Origin of the sequence: Mucilaginibacter sp. CSA2-8R (assembly GCF_038806765.1) — a bacterium.
In the GTDB taxonomy this organism is placed as follows: domain Bacteria; phylum Bacteroidota; class Bacteroidia; order Sphingobacteriales; family Sphingobacteriaceae; genus Mucilaginibacter.
In genome coordinates this window covers 1,222,632-1,239,985 of record NZ_CP152389.1, presented here as the reverse complement: position 1 = coordinate 1,239,985, position 17,354 = coordinate 1,222,632, and the positions used below count along the sequence as shown (strand labels likewise).

Sequence of the window (17,354 nt, the reverse complement as noted above, 5' to 3'; positions counted from 1 at the left end):
TGGGTTAATGTTTTGCTTGCACTTTATTTACAAAACTACCGGTAGTTGCAAACTGATAATTTTTACTTTTTGCCCAGGTTATAAAACCGGTTAGTCGTTTAATAAACGCGTCGCCACTGTTACGCACTACATAACCCGGAAAGCCAAAACGCTCTGGCTGGTTCAAATCTGTAAATTCCCAGGGGTGAAAATATAAGTTTATATACCCGTCTTTGCGATACGTGGCGGCACACAGCCATTTTAACAAACCCATAGGCAGGTTGTGAAAGCTTAACCAAAACAACGGAAAGCGTATTAAAGGAGATACCGACGATGGCAGCTGCAATACATTACTGTTATAAAACCAGGTGCGTGGCTTGCTAAAGTTGTTATAACGCCCCGGCAACCACGTTGGGTTGATGGATGAGTTGTATATATATCCCGCCTTTTCAATCTCCCGTTCATCAACCGGCATCATGCGGGCCATACGGTAACCTTTTACCGGCACACCGGCAATTTCTTCAAGCTTAAGTCGGGACTGTAATAAATGTTCGGGTTTAAAATCGGTATGGTAATAACCATGTGAGGCCAACTCATGGCCCTCGTTAATAATTTGCTTAATAATCTCCGGCCGGTGCATAGCATAATTAGCTGTACAATAAAAGGTGGCCTTTACCCCAGCACTTTTTAGTATCTGCAAAATGTGCAGGGTACCGGTGGTTGATATAGCGAGTTGGTCGTTAAAAGAAATATCCTTACCATACTCAAACGGCATATCAAACTCTTCAATATCGAAGCTTAACAAGATCATGGTTAATACGCTGCAAATTTGTAGAACGAATAATATAATTAGGACGCTGCTTGGCCTGCATAAACAGTTTACCTAAGTAGGTACCGATGATGCCCAATACCATAAGCTGCACTCCGCCAAAAAATACAATGGTAGCCAAGATAGAAGCCCATCCGGAGATGACGTGCCCGGAATAGTAGCTAATTAAAATGTAGGGTATGTACAGTAGCGATAATAACGAAAAGAATATTCCCAATCCGGTTGCCAGATATAACGGTCTTACGCTAAAGGCGGTAATACCCTGGCTTGCAAACCTGAACATTTTTTTGAGCGTGTACTTGCTTTGACCCGAAAAACGGGCTTCGGCCTGGTAATGGATGCCGTATTGCTTAAAACCCAACCATTTGATCAGGCCACGGATAAACAGACCATTCTCGTTAAGACTGGACACCACATTAGCCACCTTACGGTCTATCAGCCTGAAATCGGCCGTCCCCCTTTCCAGCTTGGTATCTGATAACGAATTGAGGACACCGTAAAACAAGTCAGAAGATTTGGTTTTAAAAAACGTGGTTTCATCCTGGTATTCGCGGCAGGTATACACTACATCGTAGCCCTCTTCCCATTTTTCTAAAAACTGCGGAATCATTTCGGGCGGATGCTGCATATCGCCGTCCATACTAATCACACAATCGCCGTCGGCATAGTCATACCCGGCCTTCAGCGCATTCTGGTGACCGAAATTACGCGACAACTCTAAGTAATACAAATGGTTATCTAACCCAGCAAGGCCCTTCAACCTATCTAAGGTACCGTCAGAACTGCCATCGTCTACAAAAATTACTTCGTAGTCGTATTTGATAGTTTGAAGCACTTTAACCAGGCGGGCTGCCAAAGCCTCAATATTGCCTTCCTCGTTAAAAGACGGAATTACTACAGAAACTTTCTTTCTCATTATGCTGCTGCTAAAACAGGTTGCCGGTCAAACTTCCGGGTTAGTATTTCGTGAACAATTTTTAGCCAGATGATAAAGCAAGGCAGTGCTTTTAAGGCGTAAGGTTTAATATACTGGCGATTGATAAATTTTGGAAATAAATCGGATGGCGACAAACTGGTAACCAGCAGGGCAAACACCAGCAGCCCAATTTCAAATCCGGTTACCGGGCGCGGCAGATTCATAAACCAGATGCCTACCCCTACAAATGCGATGATATAGGTGGGCGACTCGGACCCTGTGCTAAATATGACAGTGAATATTAATACGGATGACAGTAACAGCAACTGAAAAGCGGTATGGCCAAAACTTTTGTAACGCAGGTAGGCTGTTACAAATAATGCCAGGCCTGGTAACAGCACCAACAGGTTAGATAATTGCGGATAATAAAATATTCGCCTTATCATGCCCATTACGCTGATATCTTGCATGGATGACATGGCGTTACTTGCATTTTTTTCGGTAAGGCTCATATACCAATCATAATAGCTTTGCATTACAAAACCTGGAGAGGATACCACCATGGGCAGCGCAAATAGTACCACACCCCAAAAAATTAGCGAGAGTATAAACTTTGGTTTATTATCAGAAAAGAAAAAGAAAGCGAGGCCTACTACGCCATACAGTTTAATGTAGGTGCCTAACACAATGGCAAAGGCTGCCCACAAGTTATTTTTACGCTTGATGAATACGTAACTCAATACGATCAGGGCCGTCATCATGGGGTTAAACTGCGCATTAAAAGCAGCCGTCATCAACTCATGGGCACAAATAAGCAATACAGCATTGCGCTGCTGTGCCGTAAACGGCAGCATGAGTATAGCCTGGTATAATATATACGCATTTACCATTACCCACAAAACTACCCCTATCCCATCAGGAAAAAGGGTAAAAGGCGCAATAATTAACCCGAATATGGGGCCGTAATGATTGCTATCTTCAAAAAATTTGGGTTGCGGCGCATACAAATCAATCTGCTTTACCAGGTTAATAAAAGTGTATTTATAAATCTGGTAATTGTTGATATGCTGATGGAGCGCCTGTTTTAAGATGGCGAAAAAGCTTAAACCAAACCAGATAACTGTTACGAAAATGCGATTGGTAAAAAACTTTAAATATTTAGCCATGCAGAGATAATACCGTCAATTGTTTGTTACAAATATAACGAATATGTTTTGATGTGAATGTAGTAGAGAGCCTGTTATAACATCAGCATCAAATCTATAATGCTTCCGGTTACATCAAAAAAGAAGGGTTTCCCTTTATTCAGGAAACCCTTCACCCATCAATAGTAGGCAAGAAATCTACTAAAAACTTGCCACTAAGAAAAATTATGCCGAGGCTAAGCTGACTCCTGCAAGCTGATCGGCAAATGCTATAAAAGCCTTACTTTCAAATATACGGTGTTGCAAAGCAATCAGATTTTGCAAATTAATTTTTCCGATAACAAATTTAAAACTGCCCGAATAATAGCGTTCCTGGATATGCAAAAAGTTAAGGTCTTGCACCAGTTGTTCATCATCGTACCTCAGGTAAACGTTCAGCTCGATGTTATTGGTAAAATTCAGACCCTGCTTTTCCCGGGCCTTTTTGTACTCGTAGCCATAGTCATAACGCAATGCTGCAATGTCAGACAGTACGGCAGAACCCGTTGGGTGCCCGCCTGCTCCTTTACCAAAAAAGAATTGCTGGTCGGCAAAGGCAGCCTGTACAGTTACGCCGTTGTACTCGTATTCTACGTTGTATAAAAACTCTGTTTCGTTTACAAACTTGGGCAGTACAAATAAGGCTACGTGTTTATCGTCCAACTCCTTAGCCACCGGAACCAGCTTAATTTTCAAGCCTTTTTCGCGCGCGTACTGCATATCGTACGCCGAAAGGGTCTGTATACCGATATTTAATACATCATCGGGGTTAACCACAATACCGTAAGCATGCGCCGCTGCGATGATTAGCTTGTACTTAGCATCAAAACCGCCTACATCCGAGGTAGGGTCAGTTTCGGCAAAGCCTAAATCCTGCGCTTGCTTCAAGGCAGTATCGTAATCCATGTTTTCTAAAAAGCCTTTAGAAAGCACATAATTAGATGACCCATTAAAAATACCGCTGATAGAGTGCAGCAGCTCGTTATCATAATACTCTTCAAGATTACGGATGATTGGAATACTACCACATACCGCACCTTCGTATAGTAGAGAGGTATTGTGCTCCTGCTGCAAATCGATCAACTGCTGCAGGTAGATAGCCACCATTTTTTTACTGGCCGATACAACATGCTTTCCCGAGGCCAAAGCTCTCGATACTATTTCGAAAGCGGCATCGGTATCATTAATTAGTTCTACAACCGTGTTTATTTCGGGGTTGTTTAAAATTTCGTCCCGGTCGGTAGTAAAAAGCTCGGCGGGTAAGCTCCGCTGCTTCTCCGGATTTTTAATGGCTATCTTTTTAATTTCAAGATTAAGGTGCTTGGTTTTAATAATATCATATAACCCTTGTCCAACCACACCAAAACCAAACAAACCAATGGTAAGTTTTTTACTCATTAAGCTATTTTTTGTAATTCTATAATTTTGCCCCTCACGTCAGTTTTGATAAACGAGGAAACAATTTTTGTTAATAATTCAGTTTCAATTAAAAAACCGTCGTGCGCATAAAACGAATCAAGTTCGGCATAAGCAGCCTTCGGGATATGCTGAAACAGGTACTGCTGCTCTTCAATCGGGAATAGAATATCTGACTTGATGCCAATTACTATAGTTTGCGCTGTAACCTGACTTAAAGCGTTCTCTAAACCACCACGATTGCGGCCTACGTGGTGTGAGTCCATCGCTTTGCTCAGATACCAGTAGCTATAGGCATTAAAGCGGTTTACCAGTTTATCTCCCTGGTAGCTTTGGTATGAGGCTGCACGGTAGTCATCTGTTTTGCTGTCATCATCCTCGTGCTGTTTAATGTTATAAGCCTTGTAACCCCGATACGATAGTAGGGCCATACTGCGGGCAGCCTTTAAACCTGCGCTGCCACCATCGGGTGTACCGTTGTTAAAAGTCTGATCGGCCGTTAAAGCCAGGCGCTGCGACTCGTTGAAAGCTATACCCCAGGGTGAGTGTTTAGCGTTGCTGGCAATCAAAATCAATTGTTTGATGCGCGATGGCTCTATAATGCTCCACTCCAGTGCCTGCTGCCCACCTAATGATCCACCAATCAATACATCGATTTGGTTAATACCTAAATCATCAGCCAGTAATTGGTGGGCCTTTACCATATCGCGGATGGTAAACTGCGGAAAATCTAAATAAAATGGCTGGCCGGTTGATGGGTTGATGCTTAACGGATTGGAAGTACCGTAAGCAGAACCTAACACATTGGCACAAATAATAAAATGCTCGTCGGGGTTAAAAAAGTAACCCTCGCCAACAAATCCTTTCCACCAGTCGAGCACATCCGAGTTGGCAGTAAGGGCATGGCATACCCAAACCACATTATCTTTAGCGGCATTTAACCGGCCATACGTGTGATAACCCACCTGTAAACCCTCCAGTTGCTTGCCCGATTCTAACTCAAATGTACCTGTATAATTGAAGGTTTGTAAACTCATTGCTGTAATTTGATTAAGCCCTCCCATTGCTGGAGGGCTTTATTAATCACTATCAAAAACTAAAAAAACTATATTTTAAAGCTTCGTCTTTATCTCAAGAATGAAAGCTGTTTATTAATCTAAATCACCAACTATTGCTGCATCCAATGTCTTTACAACAGCAAAAGCCTGTTCAAAATCGGCTTTGATATCATCAATATGTTCGATGCCCACAGCAACACGCAATAAATTTGGCGTTACACCCGCAGCCAGTTGCTCCACGTCAGATAATTGCTGATGTGTGGTAGCCGATGGCTGGATGATGAGCGTTTTAGCATCGCCTACATTGGCCAGGTGGCTTACCATTTGCAAGCTATCTATTAATTTGGAAGCGTGCTGCTTATCGCCTTTTAACTCAAATGACAACACCGCACCAAAACCATTTTTTAAATAGCGCTTGGCCAAATGATGATATGGCGAAGATGGCAAACCCGGATAGTTGACCTTAGCTACCTGCGGATGCTGTTCGAGCCAAATAGCCAGTTCAAGCGTATTATCTACATGGCGCTGCACACGCAACGAAAGGGTTTCTAAACCTTGCAGTAGTAAAAACGAATTAAAAGGTGATTGCGATGCACCAAAATCGCGCAAGCCCTCTACCCTAGCCCTGATGATGAATTGGATGTTGCCGAAAGGGCCGCCTACCCCAAACACTTCAGAAAATATCAATCCATGATAGCCCTCTGCAGGTTGGCTAAATTGCGGATATTTACCATTACCCCAATTATAGTTACCGCCATCTACAATTACGCCACCAATGCTGGTACCATGCCCGCCAATCCATTTAGTGGCCGACTCAACTACCACGTGAGCGCCATGCTCTAAGGGGCGGAACAAATATCCTCCGGCACCAAAGGTATTATCTACAATGAGCGGCAAATCATACTTACGGGCCAAAGCAGCTATCTGTTCAAAATCCGGGATGTTAAAGCCTGGATTACCGATGGTTTCTAAATAAATAGCTTTAGTTTTATCGTCAATCAAACGCTCTAAACTATCAGCCTGTTCATTCGCAGCAAAACGCGCTTCTATTCCCAAACGTTTAAAGGCTACCTTAAACTGGTTATACGTCCCACCATATAAAAACGGTGAGGTAACAAAGTTGTCGCCTACCTGTAGGATGTTGTTTAGCGCAATAAACTGAGCTGCCTGACCCGATGCCGTTGCCAGGGCAGCTACCCCACCTTCGAGCGCGGCAATACGTTTCTCAAATACATCAGTTGTCGGATTCATAATCCGTGAGTAGATGTTGCCAAATTCTTTTAGCGCAAACAGGTTAGCGCCATGCTCGGCATTTTTAAAAACGTACGAAGTAGTTTGATATAAAGGCACTGCACGCGAACCGGTGATGGGATCAACTTCCTGACCGGCGTGCAATTGTAAAGTTTCGAATTTTAAAGGTGTTGTTGACATGATGTTTACAGTTAATGGTAATGACTTTGGTGAATGACTGTTGCCTTGAGGTTAGCTTACGGACAGGATACAGCAAATCCCGGCGTAAAACACGTTAGCATTTATTTGCAACAAAAGCGCAGTGAATGGAAACGTGCAATTGCTTTAATGGCAACAACACATGCACAAACAGTTAGCAGCAAAACTGTAAGTACCAAAAAATTTACCCGTTTGGGCAGCCAATAAAATTGCAGTAGTGGATTTAACGTGTATCATGGTTATTTCACTTATATTCCCCGGCTGTATGTCCAGACCGGGACAGGAATTGGCACCTTCTCCGCCTATCGGAGGGTTGCCAGCGGGTCAGGGAGCCTGATCTCTCGCCGCTTCTTTATAAATCAAAACCAACGGAGGGTATTTGATTATGGTATTTAAACCTTAAAGGCAAAGGTAGTGCGTAAACGCTTAATTATACAAATTTTTATAAAATATTTTCTTTAGGTATTCATTTACAGAAACTTACACCAAAAGCAAAGGCGTAAGTTTCTGTATTTATTTAGATATCGCGGTTTAAATCCCAGTTTTCGAGATAGTCGGCTACACGTTTTACAAACGAGCCGCCCAGGGCGCCATCTACCACACGATGGTCGTATGATAACGATAGATACATCATGTGCCTTATGGCTATAACATCTCCGGTAGGTGTTTCTATAACAGCCGGTTTCTTTTTAATAGTGCCTATGGCTAATATAGCTACCTGCGGCTGGTTGATAATAGGCGTACCCATTATGTTTCCAAACATACCAATGTTGGTAATGGTAAAAGTACCATCGCGGGTATCATCAGGCTGTAGCTTGTTATTACGCGCACGGTTGGCCAAATCGTTTACGCTTTTGGCTAAACCCGTCAGGTTGAGCCTCTCGGCACGACGAATTACCGGCACAATCAGGTTGCCACTCGGTAGCGCTGTAGCCATACCAATGTTCACATCTTTCTTTTTGATGATTTGCGTACCATTTACAGATACGTTAATCATTGGCATATCAACAATAGCACGGGCTACTGCTTCAATAAATATAGGGGTAAAGGTTAGTTTTTGCCCTTCGCGTTTTTCAAATTTACCTTTAACCTTTTCGCGCCAGTAAACCAGATTGGTTACGTCGGCCTCAACAAATGAGGTAACGTGCGCCGAGGTATCGCGGCTCATCACCATATGGTCGGCAATTAACCGGCGCATACGGTCCATTTCAATAATCTCGTCGCCGCTGTTTAAACTTTGTGCGGGCTGTTGCGGTGCTTCCCTTTTTTCGGCTGGCGCAGCAGGAGTACTTGCAGTTGTCGAAGCCGGTGCCTGAACTTCGGCCGCAGGTTTTTCAGATTGAGCCTCGCCACGGTTTTGCAGGTAAGCCATCAAATCATTCTTGGTTAAACGCCCCTCGGCCCCGGTACCCGGAATAGCATCCAGCTCGGTTTGCCCAATATTTTCCTGATTGGCAATATTGCGTACCAAAGGAGAATAAAAACGGATACCTGATGATTGCGCGGCCGGAGGTGTTGTTTGACTGGTTTTAGACTGTAATTGCTCTAACCCAGGAACATGAGGCGCCATTTCCGGCACAGGCTCCGGATCCATTACCTGCTCAGGCTCTGCTTTTGGTTCTGGCTTAGGTGCCGGCGGTGTAGCAGGCTGGTAGTTTGTTTTATCGGCGGTTTCAATTACCGCTATTGGCGTGCCTACCTTAATAACTTCGTTTGACTTAAACAGGTGCTCAACTAAAGTTCCGTTAACGGGCGATGGAAGTTCAGAATCTACCTTGTCGGTAGATATCATTACAAGGGCATCATCAACAGTTACCTTTTCGCCGGGCTGTTTCAGCCAGTTCACCAGGGTAGCCTCGGCAACACTTTCGCCCATTTTGGGCAATAAAAGTTCAAAGCGGGTTACCGGTTTTTCTTCGGGCTGGCTTTCGGGCTCGTCAACAGTTTCGATTACGGCAATGCAGGCACCCACCTGCACTACGTCGTCTTGCTTAAACAATTGCTCTTTCAAAACGCCGCTCACCGGCGATGGTACCTCAGAGTCTACTTTATCGGTAGCAATTTCAACCACAGCGTCATCTGCCTCAATCCGGTCGCCCGGTTGTTTCAGCCATTTAATAACGGTTGCTTCAGCAACGCTTTCACCCATTCTGGGCAGCAGCAGTTCGAATTTCGCCATGGTTTAATCTCTAAGTCAGGCCAAAATTAACTATTTATCCGGTAGTTTTATTGTGCGCCCAGTAAAGTATTCAACATACCCAGGGCAGTAATAGCCGTGCGCTCTATATTTTGGCGCCGTTTATTACCAAACACAAACTTTCTGACGATACTTTTATTCTGACCGGCCACGGCTATCCAAACGGTGCCCACTGGCTTATCTGGCGTACCTCCATCAGGGCCAGCAATGCCGGTAACCGCAACGGCATAATCAGATTTAAAGTTTTTTAAAGCGCCTGTTACCATCTCGGTAGCGGTTTCTTCGCTTACAGCGCCATGCCGTAATAGTGTTACAGCGCTTACATCTAATATACTTTCTTTTAACGAATAAGCATACGCTACAGCTCCGCCTAAAAACGTTTTTGAAGACCCCGGATGCTGTGTGAATAGATGTGCCAAGTAACCACCTGTACAACTTTCGGCCAGCGAAACGGTGCAACCCATTTCTTCCAGTTTATTCATAATTGCTTTTTCGAGAGCAATATCTTCACGGGCGGCTACAACGTTCTGGAGGCGATCAACAATCTGGTCGGCAAACCTGTCAATTTCTGTCTGCAACGCAGTTTCGTTATCACCATAGCCGCTTAACCGCAAACGCACCTGGCCTAATTTGGGCAGATAGGCCAATTTGATATAACCTGGTAAGGCATCCTCAATATCTGCAATACGCTCGGCAATAAACGACTCGCCCTCTCCTACCGTAAGTATAGTTTTATGAATAATATAAGGCAGTTTAAAATTGGCTTTTAACCGCGGTATTACCTGCCCTTCCATCATATACATCATCTCGAAGGGTACACCCGGCATCGAAACCAGCACTTTGCCCTGGTGATTAAACCACATGCCCGGTGCGGTGCCATTCAAATTATTCAGCACCTCACAGTTTGCAGGCACCAAAGCCTGCTGGCGGTTAACCTCCAGCAGCGGACGATTGTACTTGGCAAAAATGCGTTGCACGTTGGCAAGCGCCTCTTCGTTTTCTACCAGGCCTACGCCAAAGTAGTCGGCAAGCGTTTTTTTGGTGATGTCATCTTTGGTTGGCCCCAATCCGCCGGTAATTAAAATAATGTCCGCACGTGTTTGAGCTTCGGCCAGTGCTTTTAATATATGTTCGCGGTCGTCAGATACCGAAGATATCTGCTTGATGCGAATACCAACGGCATTAAGTTCCTGGGCCATCCAAGCCGAATTGGTATCCACAATCTGGCCAATGAGTATCTCATCGCCAATAGTAATAATTTCTGCCAGCATGTAATTAATTGTTGTAGTAGTCTTTACGCTTACTCAATTTAAGATCTTGCAAAATAGATGCTTTTACCCTTAAATCAACACTAAATGATTTATAAACGCCGAATGGAGTCCACCGGAATGATAAATCCCAGCAATGCAAATCACGATAGATAGAAAACTGCGTAATGCCAATTTGTTTGGCCCTGAAGTCATAATTTGTTGTGTACTGCACTTTCCACTTAGGAGATACGTTAACATCGCCGCTGGCGCTTACGGTGCTGGATACGGTTTTGGCAACGTAACTATTGGCATAGTTTAAGTTAAAATTAACACTCACGTTATAAGGCACGTTAAAATCGACATACCGGCTCGGGTCACTGTCAATCAAAGCTAATTGCTGCGCCTGTGCGCTGGTCATGTTTTGCAATGTACTTGCCGGACGCGTACGGCCTGAGTTAGCCTTGGAGTTTAAACTAAAGCTGGTTGAAAAACTTAAGTTGGTTAATGTCGGGAACCGACCGTTTTGGAATGTATAACGATCTACCTGCCTTGGTGTACGGGTAATTACACCATTACTAACCGAGTCGATGATTTGCGTTACATATGGATCGAGCGTACCATTTACACTAATACTTACCTTTTGATTGAAAATAGCAGTGTGAGCATTAAGCGATATAGGTGACAACCTGAATGAATCGGCAGCAAAGTTATACGAACCGGCCAAACTTAAACCTTGTAATATAGACACCTTGCGGTCGGCCCCAGAGGTATCAGTACTCTTAGCTCTCATTTTAGCCTCAATGGTATTATCGAGCGAAAAACTTACACCTGCAAATTTACCGGCGCTTGGTCCGCCGTAAACGGTGTTACTAAAAATAGAATATTTTGAGGCAGTAGCCGGATAAGGTACTACGGCATCACTAACCACAGTGCGGTAATAACCATATACCGGATCGCCGAAATCTGGCCGGTAATTAAAGCTGATGTTAGGCGTCATCACATGTCTTATCGCCTTTAACACACCATTACCTTTAAAATCTAATTGATTGTATACTTTGGTAGAAAAACCTCCATTGATGGAATACTCGCCATTACGGGCAAAGCCGGGTATGGTGTCTGTAATGAGTTCTGATTTACCGTTAATGCTCCCACGTGCATAACGCTGACGAATGGTTTGAAACGTCCAGCGTTCAGTATAATTGGCACTGGTATTAAACTGAAAATATTTGAACACATTAAGGTTTAAGCCAACAGGTATTTGGTGCAGAAAACCCGACTGGAGCCTTTTGGTTAACGTTGAGCTTTGAAATAGTTGCGCCTCCGGCACGGCGTTAATCTTATTGGTACCCTGCAAGGTATAGCTTACCGTTAACTTTTGATACCATTTTTGCTCACCTACCCTGTTCTTCGAGTCGAACGGGCTGATAGAGGTCATGTTAAAATTGAAGGTAGGCAGCTCCAGCGATACCGTTTTTTTACTCAGATCCTGGCTATGCGAAAGGTTGGCTGTAAAGTTAAATGGTGTACCAGCCCAGGTATGCGAATAAGCAATACTCGAACGCAAGTTATTTTGCGTTAGCTGCTGCAGGTTATAATTTGTGGTAGCCGGGTTATTTTGATAAAAACTGGAAGTTGCAGCATTTACCGAAGCACTGAAGTTAGTACCCGGGTGCGCATTGGCATCCTGCGAGTGCGTCCACTGTATGCTAAAGTCTTTTACATATGGATCGCCCTGTACACCATAGTTGTGCGAGCCGTAATTAAGCGCCAAGGTACCCTGATAATTATACCGCTTTAAATAGCGGGCCGTGGTACCAAGTTCGTAAGAGCCACGCGAATAATAGCTGGCCATGGTGGTTAAGTCCAGGTAATCACTAAAAGCCTTATAGTATCCAAAATTCCGCAAAAAGAAACCTAAACGGGCATCCTCGCCAAATGATGGCAAAATAAAACCCGATGCACGGCTGTTAGGCTTTGGAAAAAAGCCAAAAGGAACGGCCAGCGGCAACGGTACACCCGCTATTTCCAGATAAGCCGGACCTGATATAATCCGGTTTTTTTCGCCGATACCTTTAGTAATAACGATACCAAAGTGCGTATCCGGATAGGGTAAGGAACAGGTACTAAACAAAATGTTATGATAAGCCACCTCAGTTTCATTTAGTTTTTTAGCCTCGCCACCGGTTATAAAGTTACCTTCCTGCTCGGTAGATGTATTGTAAGAATATGCCTTTTTACTTTTATAGTTGTATAAAATAGAGTCGGCCGTTAACGGATTATCATTGCCATTTTTAGCAATGGGCCGGTTACCATAACGATGCGTTTTTGGATCTTTACGTCCGCTGGCAAAAATCAGTTGTTTCTTTTCATCAATACGTATATAATCGGCATCCAACGAAAAGTCTCCGTAAGTAACCCGTGCATTACCAAAATAATACTTTAATTTTCGCTCGGCATCGTAATAAGTACTATCGCCGCCCACAGCTTTTACGCGTGACTGTAAACCCTGACCATTTTTTTTAGTCGTATCTGCAGGTTGTCGCCTTTTAGTAGTGTCAGTGGCCGGGTTTTTACCTGATTTACGCTTATTTGCCCGGAGTAACTTTTTGTCTTTTACCGAGTCGAGCTTAATGATGGTATCAATTAATAACGCAGGTTTAATGTGACCATGTCTTTTGGCATGAGCTATTGCATTAACTATCAAAACAATGGCTATTAGAAAAAAAAACCTGAGAAATTTCAAAATTGATTATGAATAGTATTTTTGCAGATAAAGTTAATGCGGTTCAAAAATAATGAAAAATAAAAGTTTCAAACTATTGATTTACGGTTTATCAGCATTCTTCGTTTTGTTTATAAATGTTGCACTTGCTACAGGCCATCCGATTATCAACGACTCGTCTGTCGTTTCTAACGGTTTTAAACTGCGCACCATTGTTATTGATGCCGGCCACGGCGGGCGGGCAACAGGTGCATCCGGAGCCTATTCATTGGAAAAGAATGTAACGTTGGCTATCGCGTTAAAATTGCAGCAGGCCGTTCAAAAAGAAATAAAAGATTTAAATGTTTTAATGACCCGCACAACTGATGTGTTTGTAAACAATGGTTTACGTGCGGTAATGGCTAACGACAATAAGGCTAATTTGTATATTTCACTGCACTGCAACTCATTACCTAATGTTAGAAAAGTAGTGAACGGAAAAACAGTTTCGGTACCTAACCGTTCAGGTAAAGGAGTTTTGCTGTTGGTTAACATCTTTAGACGGTCGGGCGAGCAGGTAGCGGCTATTATGGAAAACCAGTTTGCCGAAGAAGAAAAAGCATACTCAAAAAAAGAAGTAACCGCTTTATCACCGGAGGATGCCATAACGTTGAATTTTTTGCGAGATAAATACCGCAAACAAAGTATACACCTGGCCAACTTGGTAAATAATGAGTTTGTAAATACCGATGGCCGTAACAGTTTAGGCGTAATTGAGCAGGGCGTGCAGGTTTTAGCACAAACCTCAATGCCCTCAATACTGGTAGAAACAGGTTTTATTAACAACCCGGAAGAAGAAGATTACTTAAACTCAGACCAAGGACAAAACGAAATTGTAAATTCGATTGTTAGAGCAATCAAACAGTATAAAAGAGAGGTTGAACAAGTGCCTCAATAATAACAGTACATATTTAATACAGCTACCTTGAAAATAAATAACGAAACTAAAATAGGCATTGTAACCGTTGTTGGCCTGGTTATCCTGATCTTAGGATTCAGCTACCTGAAAGGCAACGATGTTTTTTCCGGCTCTAACAAATTTTATGCTATATACCGCAATGTTGAGGGCTTAACTTTAAGCAAACCCGTATTAGTTAACGGTTTTCAGATAGGCCATGTATCTAACATGACTTTGCAATCGCAAAGTGGCTTTACGGTAGTTGAGTTTAAAATTGATCCTAAATATCCGGTTCCTGCCAATACCCTGGCCCGGTTAGAAAGTACTGACTTGTTAGGTAGTAAGGCAATTATTTTTGAAATGGGTAACAGCCGTGAGTTAGCCGAGGATAAAGATACGCTTCGTGCAGATATTCAGGGCAGTTTGGCACAAAGCCTGCAACCGGTACAACGTAAGGCTGAGTTGCTGATGGAAAAAGTTGACTCAAGCCTGGCCGCTATCAATAAAATTTTGAATCCTGAATTCCAGCGTAATGTTGACCGCAGCTTTTTAAGCATTGCTAATTCATTGCAAACACTTGAAGGCACCACCAAAAAAATTGATCGCCTGGTAGGTGCTCAAGCCGGACATATTAACGGCATCATGTCTAACGCAGAAGTGTTAACCACCAACCTGCGCACCAGCACAGCGAGCCTTAATACTACGACAGCTAATTTTGAAAAGGTAAGCAATGACCTGGCAAATTCAAACATTAAGCAAACGCTTGACAATGCCAACAAAACTATGGCCGATTTACAAGCTACCGTGGGTCGTATTAACAGCGGTAAAGGTTCATTAGGTTTGCTAATGAATGATGACAAAATGTACAACAACCTAAATGAGGCATCAGCCAACCTGAATAACTTATTTATTGATTTAAAGGCACATCCAAAACGTTACGTAAGTTTTTCGGTGTTTGGGCGTAAGGCTGACTAATACTATATATAAAATAAAAAGCGAAAGGGTTGATATATAGCTATATCAACCCTTTCGCTTTTTATGAAATTTCTGTTGGTTTTACTTAAGCCATATCGTCACCAATCTGGTAGACGTTTCCTTCAATAGCTAATTCAGTTTTTGGGAAAACGCTGCTGGCCTCATCTAATAATTCCGTTAAGCTTTTATAACGTGCCGAAAAATGCCCGATTAATAACGCTTTGGCATTAGTTTGCAAGGCCACCTGCCCTGCCTGCCAGGCTGTGGTGTGAAATGTTTTATTAGCCCTGTCGAGCATGTTATGCAAAAAGGTAGCCTCATGATATAACATATCTACATCTCTAATCTGATCAAAATACCGCTCATTATAAATAGTATCAGAGCAAAAAGCATAGCACTTCGGCCTATCGGGTTCAACAGTAAGTTCTTCGCTTTTATAAACCCGCCCGTCTGCTGCGGTAAAGGGCGCACCCTTTTTTAACAGCGGATAATGTTCAACCGGAATGCCCAATGCTTCGGCTTTAGCCTTGATAATTTTACGAAGGCGCTTTTTTTGCTTAAATAAAAAGCCGGTAGTTGGTATGCGATGATCGAGCGGAATGGTTTCTACGATAACATCCTGGTTATCTAATATTATTTCGGGCGTAAGCGAATTGGTAGCTACAAAATTAAGCTCGTAATTCAGCTTAGTTTCTGAGTATTTAAACTGTACGTCGATGATTTCTTTAAGCGGTGCAGGTCCAAATAGCTTTAGGGGCTTTACACGCCCGTTGAGGTGCATAGACGACAGTAAGCCGACCAAGCCTAAATAGTGGTCGCCGTGCAAATGGCTTATAAAGATATGATCTATTTTACTGGATCTAACCTCAAAGCGCAGCATCTGGAGCTGGGTAGCCTCGCCGCAGTCTATGAGGTACAGGCGCTCATTGATATTGAGCACCTGTGCCGTAGGATTTCTGTTAAAAATAGGTGTTGCTGAACTGCTGCCAAGTATGGTTACCTCAAATTTCATAACGGGTAAACACACATAAAGCTTATTTTGCTTCTCTCTTCAGTTCTTTTTCTATTTCTTCCATAAAAACATGGTCAATAGCCTCTTCAACGGTAGGTACAATGGTTAATACATTTTCCAATTGAGAGATGTTGATTAAGCGTGCAACAGCATCGTTTAAACAAGTTAAGATAAAGCTGCCCTCTGCATTTTTGCACAAACGGTGGCCTACCAGCAAGCTGCTTAAACCTGACGAATCAGCAAACTTAACCTGGCATAAATCCAGGATGATATTACGCTGACCTTCTGTATTGATCAGAATCAGCTCAGACTTTAATTGAGGTGTAATTAATGAATTGAGCTTTGATTCGTTTAGTTTAATCAAAACATACTTTTCATGCTTATCAACAGAGAATTTCATGTTAGAAATAATTATGAGGCTAAGATATAAATTTATTCTCGTATAAATAAAATTACAATCTTTCTAAAGCGTGTTTAACCGCATTTTCTACACGTAAGAGGACTTTTTGGTTATCTGATTTTACAAAACGATTACCCGTAATCTGCTCAAACAATTCAATGTACCGGTCAGATATAGATTTCACGATCTCTGGTGTCATTTCGGGCACGGCTTGGCCGTCTTTACCCTGAAACCCATTTTCAATTAACCACTTGCGAACAAACTCTTTGGATAGCTGCTTTTGTGGCTCGTTATTTTGCTGACGTTCCTGGTAACCCTCGCTGTAAAAATAACGTGAAGAATCAGGGGTATGAATTTCGTCTATTAAATAGATTTTGCCATCGGCCTTACCAAATTCGTATTTGGTATCTACCAAAATTAACCCGCGTTCAGCAGCTATTTCGGTACCGCGGGCAAATAAGGCTTTGGTATACTGCTCCAGCTGCTCGTAATCCTCAGCAGACACAATGCCTTTGGCTAAAATATCTTCTTTAGAAATATCCTCATCATGGCCAACGGCTGCTTTGGTGGTAGGCGTAATGATAGGCTCGGGCAACTTGTCGTTTTCTTTTAAACCATCAGGCATCCTTACACCGCAAACCTGGCGTTTACCGGCACTGTATTCGCGCCAGGCATGGCCGGCCAGGTAACCACGTATTACCATCTCCACTTTAAAAGGCTCGCACATTTTACCGATAGTAACACTTGGGTCGGGTACACTTACCACCCAATTAGGCACAATATCGCTGGTAGCTTCTAAAAAATGCGCCGCAATTTGATTTAACACTTGCCCTTTGTAAGGTATAGCTTCCGGAAGCACTACATCAAATGCCGATATACGATCGGTTACAATCATTACCAGGTATTGGTTGTTGATGGTATATACATCGCGCACCTTACCTTTGTAATAAGCTGTTTGCCCTGGAAATTGAAATTGCGTTTGTTTAATTGCCTGCATGGATCAGAGTAGAGATTAAAGAGTCAAGAATAC

At 42.9% G+C, this 17,354-nt stretch carries 14 protein-coding genes and 1 riboswitch; of the genes, 2 read left to right on the top strand and 12 right to left on the bottom strand.

Translation table 11 applies throughout. From position 1 onward, the window contains the following. Positions 1-4: 4 nt before the first annotated feature. The 9 genes from AAGR14_RS05435 to AAGR14_RS05395 all read right to left on the bottom strand — a co-directional run bounded on the left by AAGR14_RS05435 (position 5) and on the right by AAGR14_RS05395 (position 12,982). A complete protein-coding gene (locus AAGR14_RS05435) occupies positions 5-790 on the bottom strand; it encodes a polysaccharide deacetylase family protein (protein ID WP_342647579.1) in 786 nt (261 codons plus the stop codon). Then, complete coding sequence (locus AAGR14_RS05430; protein WP_342647578.1) at positions 765-1,724, bottom strand: glycosyltransferase family 2 protein; 960 nt, start codon at positions 1,722-1,724, stop codon at positions 765-767. The genes AAGR14_RS05435 and AAGR14_RS05430 overlap by 26 nt, the downstream gene beginning before the upstream one ends. Beyond that, positions 1,724-2,890, bottom strand: a complete 1,167-nt coding sequence (locus AAGR14_RS05425; RefSeq protein WP_342647577.1) for a glycosyltransferase family 87 protein — start codon at positions 2,888-2,890, stop codon at positions 1,724-1,726. Before AAGR14_RS05425 ends, AAGR14_RS05430 begins: the two co-directional genes overlap by 1 nt. 204 nt (positions 2,891-3,094) lie before the next feature. Beyond that, complete coding sequence (locus tag AAGR14_RS05420) at positions 3,095-4,306, bottom strand: homoserine dehydrogenase (protein ID WP_342647576.1); 1,212 nt, start codon at positions 4,304-4,306, stop codon at positions 3,095-3,097. After that, positions 4,306-5,361, bottom strand: coding sequence for a homoserine O-acetyltransferase (metX, locus tag AAGR14_RS05415; RefSeq protein ID WP_342647575.1), 1,056 nt, complete (start codon positions 5,359-5,361; stop codon positions 4,306-4,308). The genes AAGR14_RS05420 and metX overlap by 1 nt, the downstream gene beginning before the upstream one ends. Positions 5,362-5,475: 114 nt before the next feature. Continuing rightward, a complete protein-coding gene (locus AAGR14_RS05410) occupies positions 5,476-6,813 on the bottom strand; it encodes an O-acetylhomoserine aminocarboxypropyltransferase/cysteine synthase (protein WP_342647574.1) in 1,338 nt (445 codons plus the stop codon). A gap of 263 nt (positions 6,814-7,076) precedes the next feature. Continuing rightward, positions 7,077-7,192, bottom strand: a riboswitch (SAM riboswitch). A 156-nt stretch (positions 7,193-7,348) separates the two neighbouring features. Then, a complete protein-coding gene (locus AAGR14_RS05405) occupies positions 7,349-9,010 on the bottom strand; it encodes a 2-oxo acid dehydrogenase subunit E2 (RefSeq protein WP_342647573.1) in 1,662 nt (553 codons plus the stop codon). A gap of 47 nt (positions 9,011-9,057) precedes the next feature. Further along, complete coding sequence (locus AAGR14_RS05400) at positions 9,058-10,299, bottom strand: competence/damage-inducible protein A (protein ID WP_342647572.1); 1,242 nt, start codon at positions 10,297-10,299, stop codon at positions 9,058-9,060. Positions 10,300-10,303: 4 nt separating this feature from the next. Further along, positions 10,304-12,982 (bottom strand): putative LPS assembly protein LptD, encoded by a 2,679-nt coding sequence (locus tag AAGR14_RS05395; protein WP_342647571.1) that lies wholly within the window; start codon positions 12,980-12,982, stop codon positions 10,304-10,306. A gap of 91 nt (positions 12,983-13,073) precedes the next feature. Here AAGR14_RS05395 and AAGR14_RS05390 point away from each other — a divergent pair, with 91 nt between their 5' ends. Together AAGR14_RS05390 and AAGR14_RS05385 are read left to right on the top strand one after the other, a co-directional pair. Continuing rightward, the gene (locus tag AAGR14_RS05390; protein ID WP_342647570.1) at positions 13,074-13,937 is read left to right on the top strand and encodes an N-acetylmuramoyl-L-alanine amidase; all 864 of its coding nucleotides are present in this window, start codon (positions 13,074-13,076) and stop codon (positions 13,935-13,937) included. Between the two features lie 27 nt (positions 13,938-13,964). Continuing rightward, positions 13,965-14,912, top strand: coding sequence for an MlaD family protein (locus AAGR14_RS05385; RefSeq protein ID WP_342647569.1), 948 nt, complete (start codon positions 13,965-13,967; stop codon positions 14,910-14,912). 85 nt (positions 14,913-14,997) lie between these two features. On the opposite strand, the gene AAGR14_RS05380 is transcribed toward AAGR14_RS05385, so the two are convergent. The 3 genes from AAGR14_RS05380 to AAGR14_RS05370 are packed head-to-tail and all read right to left on the bottom strand — an operon-like array spanning position 14,998 to position 17,321. Next, a complete protein-coding gene (locus AAGR14_RS05380; RefSeq protein WP_342647568.1) occupies positions 14,998-15,924 on the bottom strand; it encodes a ribonuclease Z in 927 nt (308 codons plus the stop codon). 22 nt (positions 15,925-15,946) lie between these two features. After that, positions 15,947-16,324: an STAS domain-containing protein gene (locus AAGR14_RS05375; RefSeq protein ID WP_342647567.1), complete on the bottom strand. Its 378-nt coding sequence runs from the start codon at positions 16,322-16,324 to the stop codon at positions 15,947-15,949. Positions 16,325-16,376: 52 nt separating this feature from the next. Further along, entirely contained in the window at positions 16,377-17,321 is a 945-nt protein-coding gene (locus AAGR14_RS05370; RefSeq protein WP_342647566.1) for a phosphoribosylaminoimidazolesuccinocarboxamide synthase, read from the bottom strand. Positions 17,322-17,354: the final 33 nt, after the last annotated feature.

Bases quoted from the DNA above. Each gene is read 5' to 3' on its own strand.
- AAGR14_RS05390 (WP_342647570.1), top strand. From the start codon at position 13,074: ATGAAAAATAAAAGTTTCAAACTATTGATTTACGGTTTATCAGCATTC.
- AAGR14_RS05380 (WP_342647568.1), bottom strand. From the start codon at position 15,924: ATGAAATTTGAGGTAACCATACTTGGCAGCAGTTCAGCAACACCTATT.
- AAGR14_RS05400 (WP_342647572.1), bottom strand. From the start codon at position 10,299: ATGCTGGCAGAAATTATTACTATTGGCGATGAGATACTCATTGGCCAG.
- AAGR14_RS05410 (WP_342647574.1), bottom strand. From the start codon at position 6,813: ATGTCAACAACACCTTTAAAATTCGAAACTTTACAATTGCACGCCGGT.
- AAGR14_RS05420 (WP_342647576.1), bottom strand. From the start codon at position 4,306: ATGAGTAAAAAACTTACCATTGGTTTGTTTGGTTTTGGTGTGGTTGGA.
- AAGR14_RS05425 (WP_342647577.1), bottom strand. From the start codon at position 2,890: ATGGCTAAATATTTAAAGTTTTTTACCAATCGCATTTTCGTAACAGTT.
- AAGR14_RS05435 (WP_342647579.1), bottom strand. From the start codon at position 790: ATGATCTTGTTAAGCTTCGATATTGAAGAGTTTGATATGCCGTTTGAG.
- AAGR14_RS05405 (WP_342647573.1), bottom strand. From the start codon at position 9,010: ATGGCGAAATTCGAACTGCTGCTGCCCAGAATGGGTGAAAGCGTTGCT.
- metX (WP_342647575.1), bottom strand. From the start codon at position 5,361: ATGAGTTTACAAACCTTCAATTATACAGGTACATTTGAGTTAGAATCG.
- AAGR14_RS05430 (WP_342647578.1), bottom strand. From the start codon at position 1,724: ATGAGAAAGAAAGTTTCTGTAGTAATTCCGTCTTTTAACGAGGAAGGC.
- AAGR14_RS05370 (WP_342647566.1), bottom strand. From the start codon at position 17,321: ATGCAGGCAATTAAACAAACGCAATTTCAATTTCCAGGGCAAACAGCT.
- AAGR14_RS05375 (WP_342647567.1), bottom strand. From the start codon at position 16,324: ATGAAATTCTCTGTTGATAAGCATGAAAAGTATGTTTTGATTAAACTA.